Raw genomic sequence first — 14,451 nt, 5'->3', positions numbered from 1 at the left:
GAATATCGGAGTCGAACCGATGACCTCCTGCGTGCAAGGCAGGCGCTCTAGCCAGCTGAGCTAATCCCCCGTCTTTTAGTTGCCAGTTAACAGTTATTAGTTAACAGTACTTATAACGGCTCACTCAACCCCTAGAATTTCCTTTAAGCCTAAAATAGTAGTCCCGCCCAGACTCGAACTGGGGACCCCTACATTATCAGTGTAGTACTCTAACCAGCTGAGCTACGAGACTCTGTATTTTTGCTTAATTGTATTATTTGAATTAACAGCGAGAGTAAAATCAATCTCTTGATTATTTTCTTTTACCCAGAAACTTCTTATGTCTCTAGAAAGGAGGTGTTCCAGCCGCACCTTCCGGTACGGCTACCTTGTTACGACTTAGCCCCAGTTACCAGTTTTACCCTAGGCAGCTCCTTGCGGTCACCGACTTCAGGTACCCCCAGCTTCCATGGCTTGACGGGCGGTGTGTACAAGGCCCGGGAACGTATTCACCGGATCATGGCTGATATCCGATTACTAGCGATTCCAGCTTCACGGAGTCGAGTTGCAGACTCCGATCCGAACTGAGAACGGTTTTGTAGATTCGCTCCAACTTGCGTTGTGGCTGCTCTCTGTACCGTCCATTGTAGCACGTGTGTAGCCCAAGGCGTAAGGGCCGTGATGATTTGACGTCATCCCCACCTTCCTCACAGTTTGCACTGGCAGTCTCGTTAGAGTTCCCGACATGACTCGCTGGCAACTAACAACAGGGGTTGCGCTCGTTATAGGACTTAACCTGACACCTCACGGCACGAGCTGACGACAACCATGCAGCACCTTGTAAATTGTCCGAAGAAAAAACAGTTTCCTGTCCTGTCAATCTACATTTAAGCCTTGGTAAGGTTCCTCGCGTATCATCGAATTAAACCACATGCTCCACCGCTTGTGCGGGCCCCCGTCAATTCCTTTGAGTTTCAAACTTGCGTTCGTACTCCCCAGGTGGGATACTTATCACTTTCGCTTAGCCACTGAGATTGCTCCCAACAGCTAGTATCCATCGTTTACGGCGTGGACTACCAGGGTATCTAATCCTGTTCGCTACCCACGCTTTCGTCCATCAGCGTCAATATATTGTTAGTAACCTGCCTTCGCAATTGGTATTCCATGTAATATCTAAGCATTTCACCGCTACACTACATATTCTAGTTACTTCACAATAATTCAAGCCCTACAGTATCAATGGCAGTTTCCTAGTTGAGCTAGGAGATTTCACCACTGACTTATAAGGCCGCCTACGGACCCTTTAAACCCAATGATTCCGGATAACGCTTGGATCCTCCGTATTACCGCGGCTGCTGGCACGGAGTTAGCCGATCCTTATTCTTACGGTACCGTCAAGTCACTACACGTAGTGGTGTTTCTTCCCGTATAAAAGCAGTTTACAATCCATAGGACCGTCTTCCTGCACGCGGCATGGCTGGGTCAGAGTTGCCTCCATTGCCCAATATTCCTCACTGCTGCCTCCCGTAGGAGTCTGGTCCGTGTCTCAGTACCAGTGTGGGGGATCTCCCTCTCAGGACCCCTACCCATCATCGTCTTGGTAAGCCGTTACCTTACCAACTAACTAATGGGACGCATGCTCATCTTGTACCGATAAATCTTTAATATCATGTTGATGCCAACTCGATATACTATGAGGCATTAATCCAAATTTCTCTGGGCTATTCCTCTGTACAAGGTAGATTGCATACGCGTTACGCACCCGTGCGCCGGTCTCAAAGGAGCAAGCTCCTTCTACCCCTCGACTTGCATGTGTTAGGCCTGCCGCTAGCGTTCATCCTGAGCCAGGATCAAACTCTTCATCGTATATTTTTTTGAGCTAATTGCTTAGCTACATTTTTTTAGACGAAGTTTAACTAGGTATATTCTTTAATCTTTCGATTAACCTTACTCTCTCTTTTTTTTCGATTCTATTTTCCGGACAACTCTCGAGTTGTCCCTACCGATAAAATCGTGCTGTCAATTCAATATGTCTATGAACGTGTCTTCTTGTTTTTCTTAAATGCTCCTGCGATTAAAATCGTAAGCTAGTCATCTAAGCGGGTGCAAAAGTACAACTTCTTTTTGATTAGGCAAGCTTTTCGAAAAAAAAATTTATTTTTCTTTTTTTCTGACAAGTCTCGACTTGTCACTACACCTTTTTTTGTCGTTTGTGGAGGGCAAAGATACTACTCTTTTTTCTCTCCTACCAAATCTTTTTATAGATTTTTTTTAACTTCAATTTTCTGTAGAACGTCGCTCTGAATGCGGGTGCAAAAGTAGTACTCTTTTTGGGCTTTCCAAATCTTTTTTAAACTCTTTTTGAAAGTTTTTTTTAACTCGTTGGTTGTGAGATGGAAATAATCGAAAGTTTTTTGTTTAGCGTTTGGGGTTTCTCACAGAAAGCACGGAATACACAGAATAGGATTGCTTCGCTATGGTTGTTTGCCACTAAGAAAGAAAGGCACGAAGCTTTTGACTAGTGGCTCCAGTTTTGCCTGCTTCGCAGGAGATTCCTTCGCCAGTTCGCTATCGCTCGTGTCCTATTTCGACTTCGTCTTCTTGCGGAATGACAAAACTGCAACTGATGACTGAAAACTGCAAACTGACCACTGCTCCCCTAGCCCCGATTGAAATGGAAAGCCTTGTGAAGGATTGTTGTATTTTTTCTTGGCGAAAAAAAGCGACCAACGGAAGCTCTTTTTTGGCCTTAGAAAAAAACAACAAGACAAACAAGCTTGGAATGGAAAGCGGGAAATGGCTTCTGAAAATTCTTGTTTTAATATTACCTATATATATTGTGTGGGATTTTGTAATCTTATATATTTGCAGTCCATAAAAATTTAGGCATGATAAAAATTAGTTTACCTGACGGTTCGGTTAAGGAGTTTGAGAAGAATTCGACTCCGATGGATGTTGCGAGAAGTATTAGTGAAGGTTTGGCGAGAAATGTGATTTCTGCGTCTTATAACGGCACTATTGTGGAAACGACGACGGAATTGACCACGGACGGTTCACTCATATTATATACGTGGAATGACAAAGAAGGCAAAAAGGCTTTTTGGCATTCGACTTCGCACGTGATGGCTCAGGTTTTGGAGGAGCAATATCCGGGAATTAAGTTAACGCTTGGTCCGGCGATTGATAATGGGTTTTATTATGATGTGGATTTTGGTGATACGAAAATTACGGAAGCCGAATTTAAAGCGATTGAAGACCGAGTTTTAGAAGTTTCGAGAGAGAAGCACGAGTTTAAAATGCGTTCGGTTTCGAAAGCGGAAGCTTTAGAAGTGTATAAAAATAATGAATATAAGACGGAATTGATTTCGAATTTAGAAGACGGAACGATTACGTTTTGTGATCACGCTAATTTTTTTGATTTGTGTCGTGGTGGTCATATTCCGAATACGGGATTGATTAAGGCGATGAAAATTATGAGTGTTGCCGGTGCGTATTGGCGTGGTGACGAAAAGAACAAGCAGTTGACACGTGTTTACGGTATTTCGTTTCCGAAGCAAAAAGAGTTGACAGAATATTTGGAATTGCTGGAAGAAGCCAAACGCAGAGACCACAGAAAGTTAGGAAAAGAGTTGGATTTATTTGCTTTTTCGCAAAAAGTGGGTCAAGGTTTGCCGTTATGGTTGCCAAAAGGTGCTGCTTTGCGTGATCGCTTGGAGCAATTTTTGAAAAAAGCTCAGAAAAAAGCGGGTTATGAGCAAGTGGTGACGCCACATATTGGTCAGAAAGAGTTATATGTGACTTCGGGACACTATGCTAAATATGGTGCTGATAGTTTTCAGCCGATTCACACTCCGGCAGAAGGTGAAGAATTTTTGTTGAAGCCGATGAATTGTCCGCATCACTGTGAAATTTACAATACAAGACCGTGGAGTTATAAAGATTTACCGAAGCGTTATGCAGAATTTGGAACGGTTTATCGTTATGAGCAAAGTGGTGAATTGCACGGATTGACACGAGTTCGCGGATTTACGCAAGATGATGCCCATATTTTTTGTACACCAGACCAATTGGACAGCGAGTTTAAAAAAGTAATTGATTTGGTTTTGTATGTTTTCAGTTCGTTAGGATTTGAGAATTTTACGGCTCAGATTTCGTTGAGAGATCAAGAGAATAGAGAAAAATATATTGGTAGCGATGAAAATTGGGAAAAAGCAGAAAATGCTATCATCAATGCAGCTCGAGATAAAGGTTTAAATACGGTTGTAGAATATGGCGAAGCTGCTTTTTACGGACCGAAATTAGACTTTATGGTGAAAGACGCTTTGGGAAGACAATGGCAATTGGGAACGATTCAAGTAGATTATAATTTACCGGAGCGTTTTGAATTGAATTATAAAGGAGCGGATAATGAAATGCATCGTCCGGTGATGATTCACCGAGCACCATTTGGTTCGATGGAACGATTTATTGCGATTTTATTGGAACATACAGCAGGAAATTTCCCACTATGGTTAATGCCTGAGCAAGCTATAATCTTGTCTTTGAGCGAGAAATATGAAAATTATGCCGAAAAAGTTTTAACTTTGCTAGAAAATCACGAAATTCGCGGCCTGCTTGACAACCGCAACGAGACAATTGGCAAGAAAATCAGGGATGCGGAAGTGAAGAAAATTCCGTTTATGATTATCGTTGGCGATGAAGAAGAGAAGAACGGCACGATTTCTGTTAGAAGGCACGGTCAAGAAGGAAAAGGAAATATCACGGTTACAGTTGAAGAATTTGCTAAAATTGTAAACGAAGAAATAAGCAAAACATTAAAACCATTTGTAGTTTAACTTAAAAATTAAAAGTCATAGCAATTAGAAACAACAGGGGATATCAACCCAGAGTAGAAAAGAAGGCAGCACATAGAATTAACAATTTAATTCGTGTTCCCGAAGTGCGATTGGTAGGTGAAAACATCGAGCCAGGGGTTTACAAAATCTCTGAAGCTTTGCGTTTAGCCGAAGAATTCGAGGTGGATTTGGTAGAAATTTCTCCCAATGCAGAGCCACCGGTTTGTAAATTAATGGACTACGGTAAATTTATCTACGAGCAAAAGAAAAGAGATAAAATGCTCAAAGCCAAATCGACTCAAATTGTAGTGAAAGAAATTCGTTTTGGACCACAAACGGATGAGCATGATTATGAGTTTAAAAAGAAAAATGCTGAGAAATTCTTAAAAGAAGGAGCAAAATTAAAAGCTTTTGTATTCTTTAAAGGACGTTCGATTATTTATAAAGAACAAGGTCAAATTCTTTTATTACGTTTGGCTCAAGATTTAGAAGATTTAGGAAAAGTGGAAGCTTTGCCTGTTTTAGAAGGAAAGCGAATGATTATGTATCTCGCTCCTAAGAAGAAGAAGTAAGCAGTTTTCAGTTTTCAGTCGCAGTAAGCAGATGAAAAATGAAAGTAAAATAAGTAAGTAAGTTGAATCACAAATAAATTTGGGAAATTATGCCTAAAATGAAAACAAAATCCAGTGCTAAGAAGCGATTCAAAGTAACTGGCTCTGGAAAAATCAAGAGAAAGCACGCTTTTAAAAGTCACATTTTGACTAAAAAATCTAAAAAGCGTAAATTAGCTTTAACTCATTCGACTTTGGTTCACAAAACCGATGAGAAAAGCATTAAACAACAATTAAGAATCATCTAATTTAGTTTGCAGTGATCAGTACTTAGTAAGTAGTTTTAGAACTGAATACTAAAAATCTGAAAACTGAACACTTTGTTAAAAATTCTTTAGGTTAAAAATTATTTAATAACCTTGGAGTACGGCCGATAAGTTCCCTTGATTAAATTCGGGACGCCTGCTACAAAAAAACAAGAAAATTATGCCAAGATCAGTAAATTCGGTTGCTAAAAGAGCACGAAGAAAAAAAGTATTAAAGCAAGCCAAAGGTTTCTTTGGTAGACGTAAAAACGTTTGGACGGTTGCTAAAAACGCGGTTGAAAAAGCCATGGTTTATGCATACCGTGACAGAAGACAAAACAAAAGAAACTTCCGTTCGTTATGGATCATGCGTATCAACGCTGGTGCTCGTTTGGAAGGAATGAGTTATTCTCAATTCATCGGAAAAGTAAAATCTAACGGTATCGAATTGAACCGTAAAGTGCTTGCAGATTTAGCAATGAATCATCCGGAAGCTTTTAAAGCAATTTTGAATAAAGTAAAATAAACGTTTTAACAATCCGATTTTAACTTACTTATATAGAAAAGAGTTGTCTGAAAAGGCAGCTCTTTTTTTATTATCTTTATACGGTATTATACTCTTTAAAATCTCAACTTATGTTACGAGTAATTTTAGGCTCTGTTTTGGTAATTATAACGATGCTACTTGTTCCTTCAGTAGAAAAAGCGTTGTTTTTCCTACCACTCATTTTTGCACTTTCAGTAAGTTTAGTGAATACTGACAAACTCAAACTAAACAAAGCTATGGGAATTGTTTTAAGTGTTGGTCAAAGTTATTTGGTTTTTCTTGGATTAGGTATTGTGATTTACTTTTTTGATGAATGGATTCAAAACATTACCAATGGAGATAGTTCAGAATTAGAAGGCGTAGCATTGATAACTATTGGCGGTTATTTAGCAGCATTGTTGCTCTTTTATTTCCACTCATTTTTGTTTAAAGTAATCGATTTTAAATTTAGTTTTTGGGCAATTAGTATATGCCACACACTTGTTGTAATTGTGATGTTTGTTTTTTCTAAAAATGAATATCTTCAGTTTGGAGTAGAAAAATTTCCAGCCTATTTAATTTCATGGTGCATTTTCATTAGCTTAGCCTATAGTATTTCGCTTAATAAAGAACTTTTCTACAAATCATCAAAAGTATTAACCAGCGAGTCTCAAAATGCTTAAATCAATGGTGCTTTTCTTCTAAATTCAAGAAAAATAATTAATTCTGATTTCGAAATTTCTCCGTAAAAAAATGTTTTTAGGATATACTTAATCTTTCTATCTTTGAGAAAAATATAAACTCATGCCACAAATTACGATTCTTTCACATCAGGAAATTGAGCATAAAATTAAACGAATTGCTTATCAAATCTACGAAACATTTGTAGATGAAGAAGAAATTATTCTTGCCGGAATTGCTAAAAATGGATATATTTTTGCAGAAAAATTGGCGGCAGAATTAAGCAAAATTTCTTCATTAAAAATAGCATTGTGTGAAGTTTATATTGATAAGCAAGATCCGTTTAAGCCAATAACTACTTCCCTTTCGAAAGATGATTATCAAAACAAAGGCATAATTCTGGTTGATGATGTTTTAAACTCCGGTACAACATTGGTTTATGGTGTGAAGCACTTCTTAGATGTTCCGTTAAAAAAATTCAAAACAGCAGTGTTAGTGGATAGAAATCACAAAAAATATCCGGTAAAAGTCGATTTTAAAGGCATTTCGCTATCTACTTCACTACAAGAACATGTGCAAGTGGTTTTTGAAAATGATAGTAGTCATGCTTATTTAAGCAACTAATTTCTTAATTTCCTCCACAACATCTTCAATTGATTTGTCGTCAGTAGAAATTATATATTTTGCTTGATGATAATAAAAACTTCTATCAAAAAGATGTTTGGCTATAAATTCTTTTAAGTCCTCCTCAGCCATTTCTGAAATAATTGGTCTAGCTGATTTGTTTTTATTCAAACGTCTATAAAGCTCTTCTACGGAAGTTTTTAAATATACTGAAACTACACCCTCATTTTGCAAGAAAAGGTGATTATTCGCATAGCAGGGCGTTCCTCCACCCAAACTCAAAACAAATTCGTCGTCCGATTCAATTAATTTTTTAAAAACTTCATGTTCTAATTTTCTAAAATAAAGTTCTCCTTTGGTTTTAAAGATAGAATTGATTGATAAATTTTGTTCATTTTCAATTAAAACATCCAAGTCCAAATGATTTTTTTTTAAAACATTTGATAGTTTTGAAGCAATGATACTCTTTCCTGAACCCATGTAACCAAGTAAAATAATTTTTTTTTGCATAATAAATCCCTGTATAATAAGGCATTAAGAAAGATTAAATTAAAAATACAAATTTAAGACAATTTTGCTTTGAAAAATAAATAATAAGACCGTATATTTGCACCCGCATTCAAGAAATTGTATTTGACTCGATAGCTCAGTTGGTAGAGCACAACACTTTTAATGTTGGGGTCCTGGGTTCGAGCCCCAGTCGGGTCACAAAGAGATGTTGCAGTGCAACATCTTTACAGGTTTTGAAGGATGCATTGACTCGATAGCTCAGTTGGTAGAGCACAACACTTTTAATGTTGGGGTCCTGGGTTCGAGCCCCAGTCGGGTCACAAAAGAGACGTTGCAGTGCAACGTCTTTACTTTTTTAGGTTACAAGGCCACGTGGAGAAATTGGTAGACTTGCCATCTTGAGGGGGTGGTGCTGAAAGGCGTGTGGGTTCGAATCCCATCGTGGTCACATAATAAACTTTAAAAAACGTTAAGTGTTCTTAGCGTTTTTTTGTTTAATAAATTGAATTTCTAAGCCCAATTTAATTTCATTTTGCAATCGATTATCCTTCAAATTTCAATTATTGTATTATTTTTCCTTATTAATTATATAAATTTCTAAAATAAACAATAAAAAAATAGTTCATTAATTAATAATTACTAATTTTGTTTAACAAATATAGTGAAAGAATGAACAATGTAAAAAACGTTTTCAGTATCAAAGATCTTGAAAATTTATCTGGCATCAAAGCTCATACAATTAGGATATGGGAAAAACGATACAACGTTTTAGAACCAATGCGAACAGACACCAACATTCGCTATTATGATTTACCGGCTCTTCAGAAGCTTTTAAACATCACATTGCTTCACAACCACGGCTACAAAATATCAAAAATATCAAAACTAACTCCTGATAAAATAAGTATTTTAGTTAGAGAAATCGTGAATGAAAAAAGCGTTAAACATCATGCCATTAATGCGTTCAAAATGGCCATGATGAATTTTGATCAAACGTTATTTTTTAATACTTATACTAATTTACTATCCGAAAAATCATTTCGAGAGGTTTTTTATGAGATTTTCATTCCGCTTATGAATGAAATTGGTTTGCTTTGGCAATCTGAAACCATTTCACCCGCTCATGAACATTTTATCAGTTATTTGGTAAAGCAAAAATTATTAGTCAATACCGAAAAAATTCAGCTTTTAGAACCAACCAAAGACGATCGTGTATTTGTACTTTTCCTTCCATTGAACGAAATTCATGAACTAGGATTGATGTATCTTAACTATGAAATTATTCTAAATGGATATAAAACGATATATTTGGGAGAAAGTGTTCCCATTGAAAGTTTAAAAGACATTAAAAAATATTTTGACAAAGTAACTTACATATCATATATGACCGTTGAACCATCAAAAGATGATATCAATAATTATCTAAAAGAAATTCATACCGAAATTTTAGAAAGTCATGGATCTGAATTATGGACAATTGGCAGACTAACCGAATTTATAAAAGAAGAACAACATCCCAATGTAAAAGTGTTCAGCTCGATTTTAGAAATGTCAAATAATCTTTAATTTTTACTTAAATCTTTTTTTTGTTTAACTTTTTACCTATATTTGTTAAACAATATGAAAAAAGATATATTTATAATCGGATCCGGATTTTCAGCTTTAGCTGCTTCTTGTTATTTAGCTAAAGAAGGTAACACTGTTACTGTTTTTGAAAAAAATTCCACTATTGGCGGCAGAGCCAGGCAACTCAAAAAAGAAGGTTTTACATTCGATATTGGTCCAACTTGGTATTGGATGCCGGATGTTTTTGAACGTTTTTTTAATGATTTTGGGAAAAAGCCTTCCGATTATTACGAGTTAATTAAACTTTCTCCGGCCTATCAGGTTTATTTTGGTATTCAAGATTTTGTAACTATTGCAGATAATTTAAAAGACATCATCAAAACCTTTGAAAGTATAGAAAAAGGAAGCGGTGCCGTATTAGAAAGATTCATGTCCGAAGCAAAAAGTAATTATGATATTGCTATAAAAAATTTAGTTTACAGACCGGGAGTTTCGCCACTTGAATTAATTACGCCAGAAACTGCTTTAAAAGTAGGGCAATTTTTTTCAAACATTAGTAAGGAAGTTAGAAAGCGATTTAAGAATCAAAAATTAGTTCAAATACTTGAATTTCCGGTATTATTTTTAGGAGCAAAACCTCAAGATACGCCGGCATTTTACAGTTTTATGAATTTTGCCGATTTCGGAATGGGAACTTGGCATCCTAAAAACGGAATGTATAGCGTGATTTTAGCCATGGAAGCATTGGCTAACGAATTAGGCGTAAAAATTCAAACCAATTCAAATGTTGAAAAAATAATTGTAAAACAAAAAAAAGCAGTCGGTATCAAAGTGAATGGTGAAGAAAAGTTTTGTGATGTTGTACTCAGTGGTGCAGACTACCATCATTCGGAAACATTACTGGATATAGAACACCGAGCTTATTCTGAATCGTATTGGGAAAAGAAAACGTTTGCTCCTTCTTCCCTCCTCTTTTATGTAGGTTTTGATAAAAAAATTGAGAAAGTAGAACATCATACCCTATTCTTTGATGTATCTTTCGATAAACATGCCGAAGCGATTTATGATAATCCAGCATGGCCGGAAGAACCGCTATTTTATGCTAGTTTTCCATCTAAAACAGATGATTCTGCAGCACCTACTGGTAAAGAAGCCGGAATATTTCTAATTCCACTTGCACCCGGAATTGATGATACGGAAGAGATTAGAGAAAAGTATTTTAATATTATCATCAACCGATTTGAAAAACTAACAGAGCAATCTGTCAAAGAGAATGTTATATTTAAAGAATCGTATTGTGTGAATGATTTTATAAAAGACTATAATTCATACAAAGGAAATGCCTACGGAATGGCCAACACATTATTTCAAACTGCATTTTTAAGACCAAAACTGAAAAGCAAAAAAGTTGAAAACTTGTTTTTTACCGGTCAGCTAACAGTTCCAGGTCCGGGAGTACCACCTTCTTTAATTTCAGGGAAATTGGCTTCTGAATTGATCCAAAAAAATTCAACAAAACGTTAAAAATTCTTGCTATGAAATCTATTTTTGACAATATATCTTATGAATGCAGTAGAAATGTAACTAAAACGTATAGCACATCATTTTCTTCTGCAGTAAAAATGTTGGCTCCTTCCATCCGTCAGGATATTTATAATATTTATGGTTTTGTTCGATTTGCCGATGAAATTGTAGATTCATTTCATGATTATGATAAAGAAACCTTATTTACTTTATTTGAAAGTGATTTACAAAATGCTCTTCACCATAAAATTAGTTTAAATCCTATTTTAAATTCATTTCAACACACTGTAAATCGTTATGACATTCCAAAAGAATTGATAGACGCGTTTATGAAAAGTATGAAATTAGATTTGCATAAAACGGAATATAAAACTTCTGAAGAATACCAAGAATATATTTATGGATCGGCAGATGTAGTTGGATTAATGTGTTTAAAAGTGTTTGTAAATGGCAACGACAGTAAGTTTGATGAACTAAAAGAAAGTGCTATGCGGTTGGGTTCTGCTTTTCAAAAAGTGAATTTTTTGAGAGATTTGAAAGCAGATTACGAAGAGCTAAATAGAACGTATTTCCCTAACACAGATTTAAGTCAGTTGGATGAAACATCAAAACAAATCATTATTGCTGAAATCGAAGCCGATTTTGAAGCCGGTTATGAAGGAATTCGTAAATTGCCAATTGAAGCAAAATTTGGTGTTTACACAGCGTATGTTTATTACAAAAAATTACTTTCTAAACTTAAAAAAACACCTTCATTAGCCATAAAAAACACCAGAATTAGAGTTTCTGACTATCAAAAAGTAGGATTATTGGCAAAATGTTACATTAATTACAGATTAAAAACAATATAATATGCACATTGCGATTCACATTTTAGTCTTCTTTTTAACCTTTTTCATGATGGAATTCATGGCTTGGTTCACACATAAATATGTTATGCATGGATTTTTGTGGCATTTGCATGCCGATCATCACAAAAAAGATCATGATTCATGGTTTGAACGAAATGATGCGTTTTTTATTTTTTATGCTATTGTGAGCATTAGTTTCTTTTTGCTTTGGAAATACAACATTTTAGAAATCGGTTTAGCCATTGGAATAGGAATCTTTGCTTATGGATTAGCTTACTTTTTCGTACACGATATTTTTATTCATCAACGCTTCAAATTATTTAGAAATGCCAACAATATTTATGCAAAAGCTGTGAGAAGAGCTCATAAAATGCATCACAAACATCTTGGCAAAGAACATGGAGAATGTTTTGGAATGTTGGTTGTACCGTGGAAATATTTCAAAAAATAAAAAAATCCACATCAAAAAATAGCAAATTCACATTAATTAATAACTTGCAGAAAAAGTAAACGGTTTTTGAAAAATAATTTAGCATAAACTATTATTTTTTACTTACTTAGCAAAAACAATTTTTATGCATTTCAAAACCATTCTATTTCTCTTTTTTTTGGGAAATTTGTCTGTTTGGAGTCAAAAAAACATTGACCCAACTCCCAATGATATTGAGCTCGCCAAAACCATTCGCGGAAAATACAGTAAGCAAGATGTTGCTATTTTAGAAAGTACTGAAATCGTAAATTTTGGTTTCAACAAATCAACTTCAAATGTCACGGTAGATTTATCTGTTAAAGAACTTTTGATGAACATCAATCACCGAGCAGATATCTATAAATATGAGTTTTATGATAGTTCGTCAAAAATTGAAACTTTTTTATTGAAGTATCGGAATGAAAAAACTGCAACATTTCCCGTTAAAGATGAATTCTACAAGGATAAAGACTTGTTTTACAACGATGCTCGGGTGAAACATGTTCAAATTGATTTTCCGGTTCAAGGATACACCTATAATTATGCGATGAACAAGAAATTTGAAGATGTAAAATATTTTACTTCGCTTCATTTTAATGATGAATTTCCTGTAATTGATAAAAAAATTGAAATTACAGTTCCGGATTGGCTGGAAGTTGAATTAAAAGAAATGAATTTCAACGGACACAATATTATCAAAAGCCAAACAAAAGACCCTAAAAACAAATCAACCACTTACTTATACACATACAAAGATATTCCTGCTGTTTTTGATGAACAAAGTAGTCCCGGAAGATCTTATTTATATCCGCATATTTTGGTTTTAGCCAAATCGTATGATTATAATGGAAAGAAAAGTAATCTTTTTAAAACCACTGCTGATTTATATGGTTGGTATAAATCGCTTGTAGATCAGATGAAAGATGACACTGAGCAATTAAAAAGTAAAGTAACAGAACTTACTGCAAAAGCAACATCAGACGAAGAAAAAATAAAAAACATCTTTTATTGGGTGCAAGACAACATCCGTTATATTGCCTTTGAAGATGGTATTGCCGGATTTAAACCGGACGATTCACATCAAGTTTTTTCCAAACGATATGGCGATTGTAAAGGAATGGCAAACCTGACAAAACAAATGCTCAAAATTGCCGGTTTTGATGCTCGATTAACGTGGATTGGAACTAAACACATTGCTTACAACTATTCTATTCCTTCTTTGGTTGTTGATAATCACATGATTTGCACCGTTTTTCAGAATGGGAAGAAAATTTATCTTGACGGAACCGAAAAATTTAGTTCATTAGGAAATTACGCCGAACGAATTCAGAACAAAGAAGTGATGATTGAAAACGGAAGTGAATTCATTATCGACAAAGTTCCTTCGAGTTCTGCCGAATTAAACAAAGAAACATTTAGAGCAAAATTAGCTATAGAAAAAGACAAATTGAAAGGAACGTGTAACCGAACATATAATGGCGAAAGCAAAAGCATGTTTTTAAACATTTACAACAGTTTTGAAACCGACAAAAAAGCACTCGCACTAGAAAATTTTTTGGCTAAACAAGATAAAAACAATAAAGTAAAAGAGATTAAATCAAGTGATTTAAAAAACAGAGACGCAAAACTCACGATTGATTACACCTTAGAATCTTCCAATAGAATTAGTGAATTTGATGACGAAATTTACTTAAATTTTGAATTTATGAACGAATACAAAAGTTTTTCGTTCAAAGAGCGTGAAACTGACTATGAGTTAGACTATAAAACTTGGTATGATTCCGAAATAACCATCACACTTCCGGAAGGTTATAAAATAGATAAATTACCTGAAAATTTGAGTCAGAAAAACGAAGATTATGAGATAGAAGCAAGTTTTTCGTTAAAAGGAAAAGACCTTGTTTATAAAAAAGTATTCGTTTTTAAAAATGCCATCATCCGAAAAAATCAACAAGAATCGTGGAATGCGGCTCATAAAAAATTAACCGAACTTTATAACTCATCCATTACTTTATCAAAATCATAGTCAA

The 14,451-nt window shown here is 35.2% G+C and carries 13 protein-coding genes, 5 tRNA genes and 1 rRNA gene (1 of these 19 only partly in view); 15 read left to right on the top strand and 4 right to left on the bottom strand.

The window, feature by feature from the left end; genetic code table 11:
* The 3 genes from M0M57_RS10560 to M0M57_RS10550 form a co-directional block, all read right to left on the bottom strand.
* Nucleotides 1-70: transfer RNA gene (locus M0M57_RS10560), tRNA-Ala, on the bottom strand; it reaches 4 nt to the left of the window's first position.
* An 88-nt stretch (nt 71-158) separates the two neighbouring features.
* Nucleotides 159-232, bottom strand: a tRNA-Ile gene (locus M0M57_RS10555).
* 97 nt (nt 233-329) lie between these two features.
* A 16S ribosomal RNA gene (locus tag M0M57_RS10550) occupies nt 330-1,845 on the bottom strand.
* A 760-nt stretch (nt 1,846-2,605) separates the two neighbouring features.
* Here M0M57_RS10550 and M0M57_RS10545 point away from each other — a divergent pair.
* The 7 genes from M0M57_RS10545 to M0M57_RS10515 all read left to right on the top strand — a co-directional run bounded on the left by M0M57_RS10545 (nt 2,606) and on the right by M0M57_RS10515 (nt 7,501).
* Nucleotides 2,606-2,857 carry a hypothetical protein gene (locus tag M0M57_RS10545; RefSeq protein ID WP_248432994.1) on the top strand — a complete coding sequence of 84 codons (252 nt, stop codon included), beginning with the start codon at nt 2,606-2,608 and terminating at the stop codon, nt 2,855-2,857.
* 10 nt (nt 2,858-2,867) lie between these two features.
* A complete protein-coding gene (gene thrS, locus M0M57_RS10540; protein ID WP_248432993.1) occupies nt 2,868-4,814 on the top strand; it encodes a threonine--tRNA ligase in 1,947 nt (648 codons plus the stop codon).
* A 77-nt stretch (nt 4,815-4,891) separates the two neighbouring features.
* Nucleotides 4,892-5,386, top strand: a complete 495-nt coding sequence (infC, locus tag M0M57_RS10535; protein ID WP_220086207.1) for a translation initiation factor IF-3 — start codon at nt 4,892-4,894, stop codon at nt 5,384-5,386.
* Between the two features lie 89 nt (nt 5,387-5,475).
* Nucleotides 5,476-5,673 (top strand): 50S ribosomal protein L35, encoded by a 198-nt coding sequence (gene rpmI, locus M0M57_RS10530; RefSeq protein ID WP_091398482.1) that lies wholly within the window; start codon nt 5,476-5,478, stop codon nt 5,671-5,673.
* Nucleotides 5,674-5,851: 178 nt separating this feature from the next.
* Nucleotides 5,852-6,196: a 50S ribosomal protein L20 gene (gene rplT, locus M0M57_RS10525; protein ID WP_112086596.1), complete on the top strand. Its 345-nt coding sequence runs from the start codon at nt 5,852-5,854 to the stop codon at nt 6,194-6,196.
* A gap of 110 nt (nt 6,197-6,306) precedes the next feature.
* Nucleotides 6,307-6,879, top strand: coding sequence for a hypothetical protein (locus M0M57_RS10520; protein WP_248432992.1), 573 nt, complete (start codon nt 6,307-6,309; stop codon nt 6,877-6,879).
* Nucleotides 6,880-7,000: 121 nt separating this feature from the next.
* A complete protein-coding gene (locus M0M57_RS10515; RefSeq protein WP_248432991.1) occupies nt 7,001-7,501 on the top strand; it encodes a phosphoribosyltransferase family protein in 501 nt (166 codons plus the stop codon).
* Here the strand turns inward: M0M57_RS10515 and M0M57_RS10510 are convergent.
* On the bottom strand, nt 7,490-8,011 hold the full coding sequence (locus M0M57_RS10510) for a shikimate kinase (protein WP_248432990.1): 522 nt from the start codon (nt 8,009-8,011) through the stop codon (nt 7,490-7,492). The genes M0M57_RS10515 and M0M57_RS10510 overlap by 12 nt on opposite strands.
* A gap of 125 nt (nt 8,012-8,136) precedes the next feature.
* Here M0M57_RS10510 and M0M57_RS10505 point away from each other — a divergent pair.
* The 8 genes from M0M57_RS10505 (at nt 8,137) to M0M57_RS10470 (ending at nt 14,447) form a co-directional block, all read left to right on the top strand.
* Nucleotides 8,137-8,209 (top strand) — tRNA-Lys (locus M0M57_RS10505).
* A 49-nt stretch (nt 8,210-8,258) separates the two neighbouring features.
* Nucleotides 8,259-8,331: transfer RNA gene (locus tag M0M57_RS10500), tRNA-Lys, on the top strand.
* Nucleotides 8,332-8,377: 46 nt separating this feature from the next.
* A tRNA-Leu gene (locus M0M57_RS10495) sits at nt 8,378-8,459 on the top strand.
* A gap of 221 nt (nt 8,460-8,680) precedes the next feature.
* The gene (locus tag M0M57_RS10490; protein WP_248432989.1) at nt 8,681-9,577 is read left to right on the top strand and encodes a MerR family transcriptional regulator; all 897 of its coding nucleotides are present in this window, start codon (nt 8,681-8,683) and stop codon (nt 9,575-9,577) included.
* Between the two features lie 54 nt (nt 9,578-9,631).
* Entirely contained in the window at nt 9,632-11,101 is a 1,470-nt protein-coding gene (locus M0M57_RS10485; RefSeq protein ID WP_248432988.1) for a phytoene desaturase family protein, read from the top strand.
* A gap of 11 nt (nt 11,102-11,112) precedes the next feature.
* The gene (locus M0M57_RS10480) at nt 11,113-11,952 is read left to right on the top strand and encodes a phytoene/squalene synthase family protein (protein ID WP_248432987.1); all 840 of its coding nucleotides are present in this window, start codon (nt 11,113-11,115) and stop codon (nt 11,950-11,952) included.
* Between the two features lies 1 nt (nt 11,953).
* Nucleotides 11,954-12,403: a sterol desaturase family protein gene (locus M0M57_RS10475; RefSeq protein ID WP_248432986.1), complete on the top strand. Its 450-nt coding sequence runs from the start codon at nt 11,954-11,956 to the stop codon at nt 12,401-12,403.
* A 124-nt stretch (nt 12,404-12,527) separates the two neighbouring features.
* Nucleotides 12,528-14,447: a transglutaminase-like domain-containing protein gene (locus M0M57_RS10470; protein ID WP_248432985.1), complete on the top strand. Its 1,920-nt coding sequence runs from the start codon at nt 12,528-12,530 to the stop codon at nt 14,445-14,447.
* The last annotated feature ends 4 nt before the right edge of the window (nt 14,448-14,451 follow it).

This window comes from Flavobacterium azooxidireducens, from assembly GCF_023195775.1.
Taxonomy (GTDB): domain Bacteria; phylum Bacteroidota; class Bacteroidia; order Flavobacteriales; family Flavobacteriaceae; genus Flavobacterium; species Flavobacterium azooxidireducens.
Note: the sequence above shows the minus strand (reverse complement) of the source record. Positions and strands in the feature narration are given on the sequence as shown.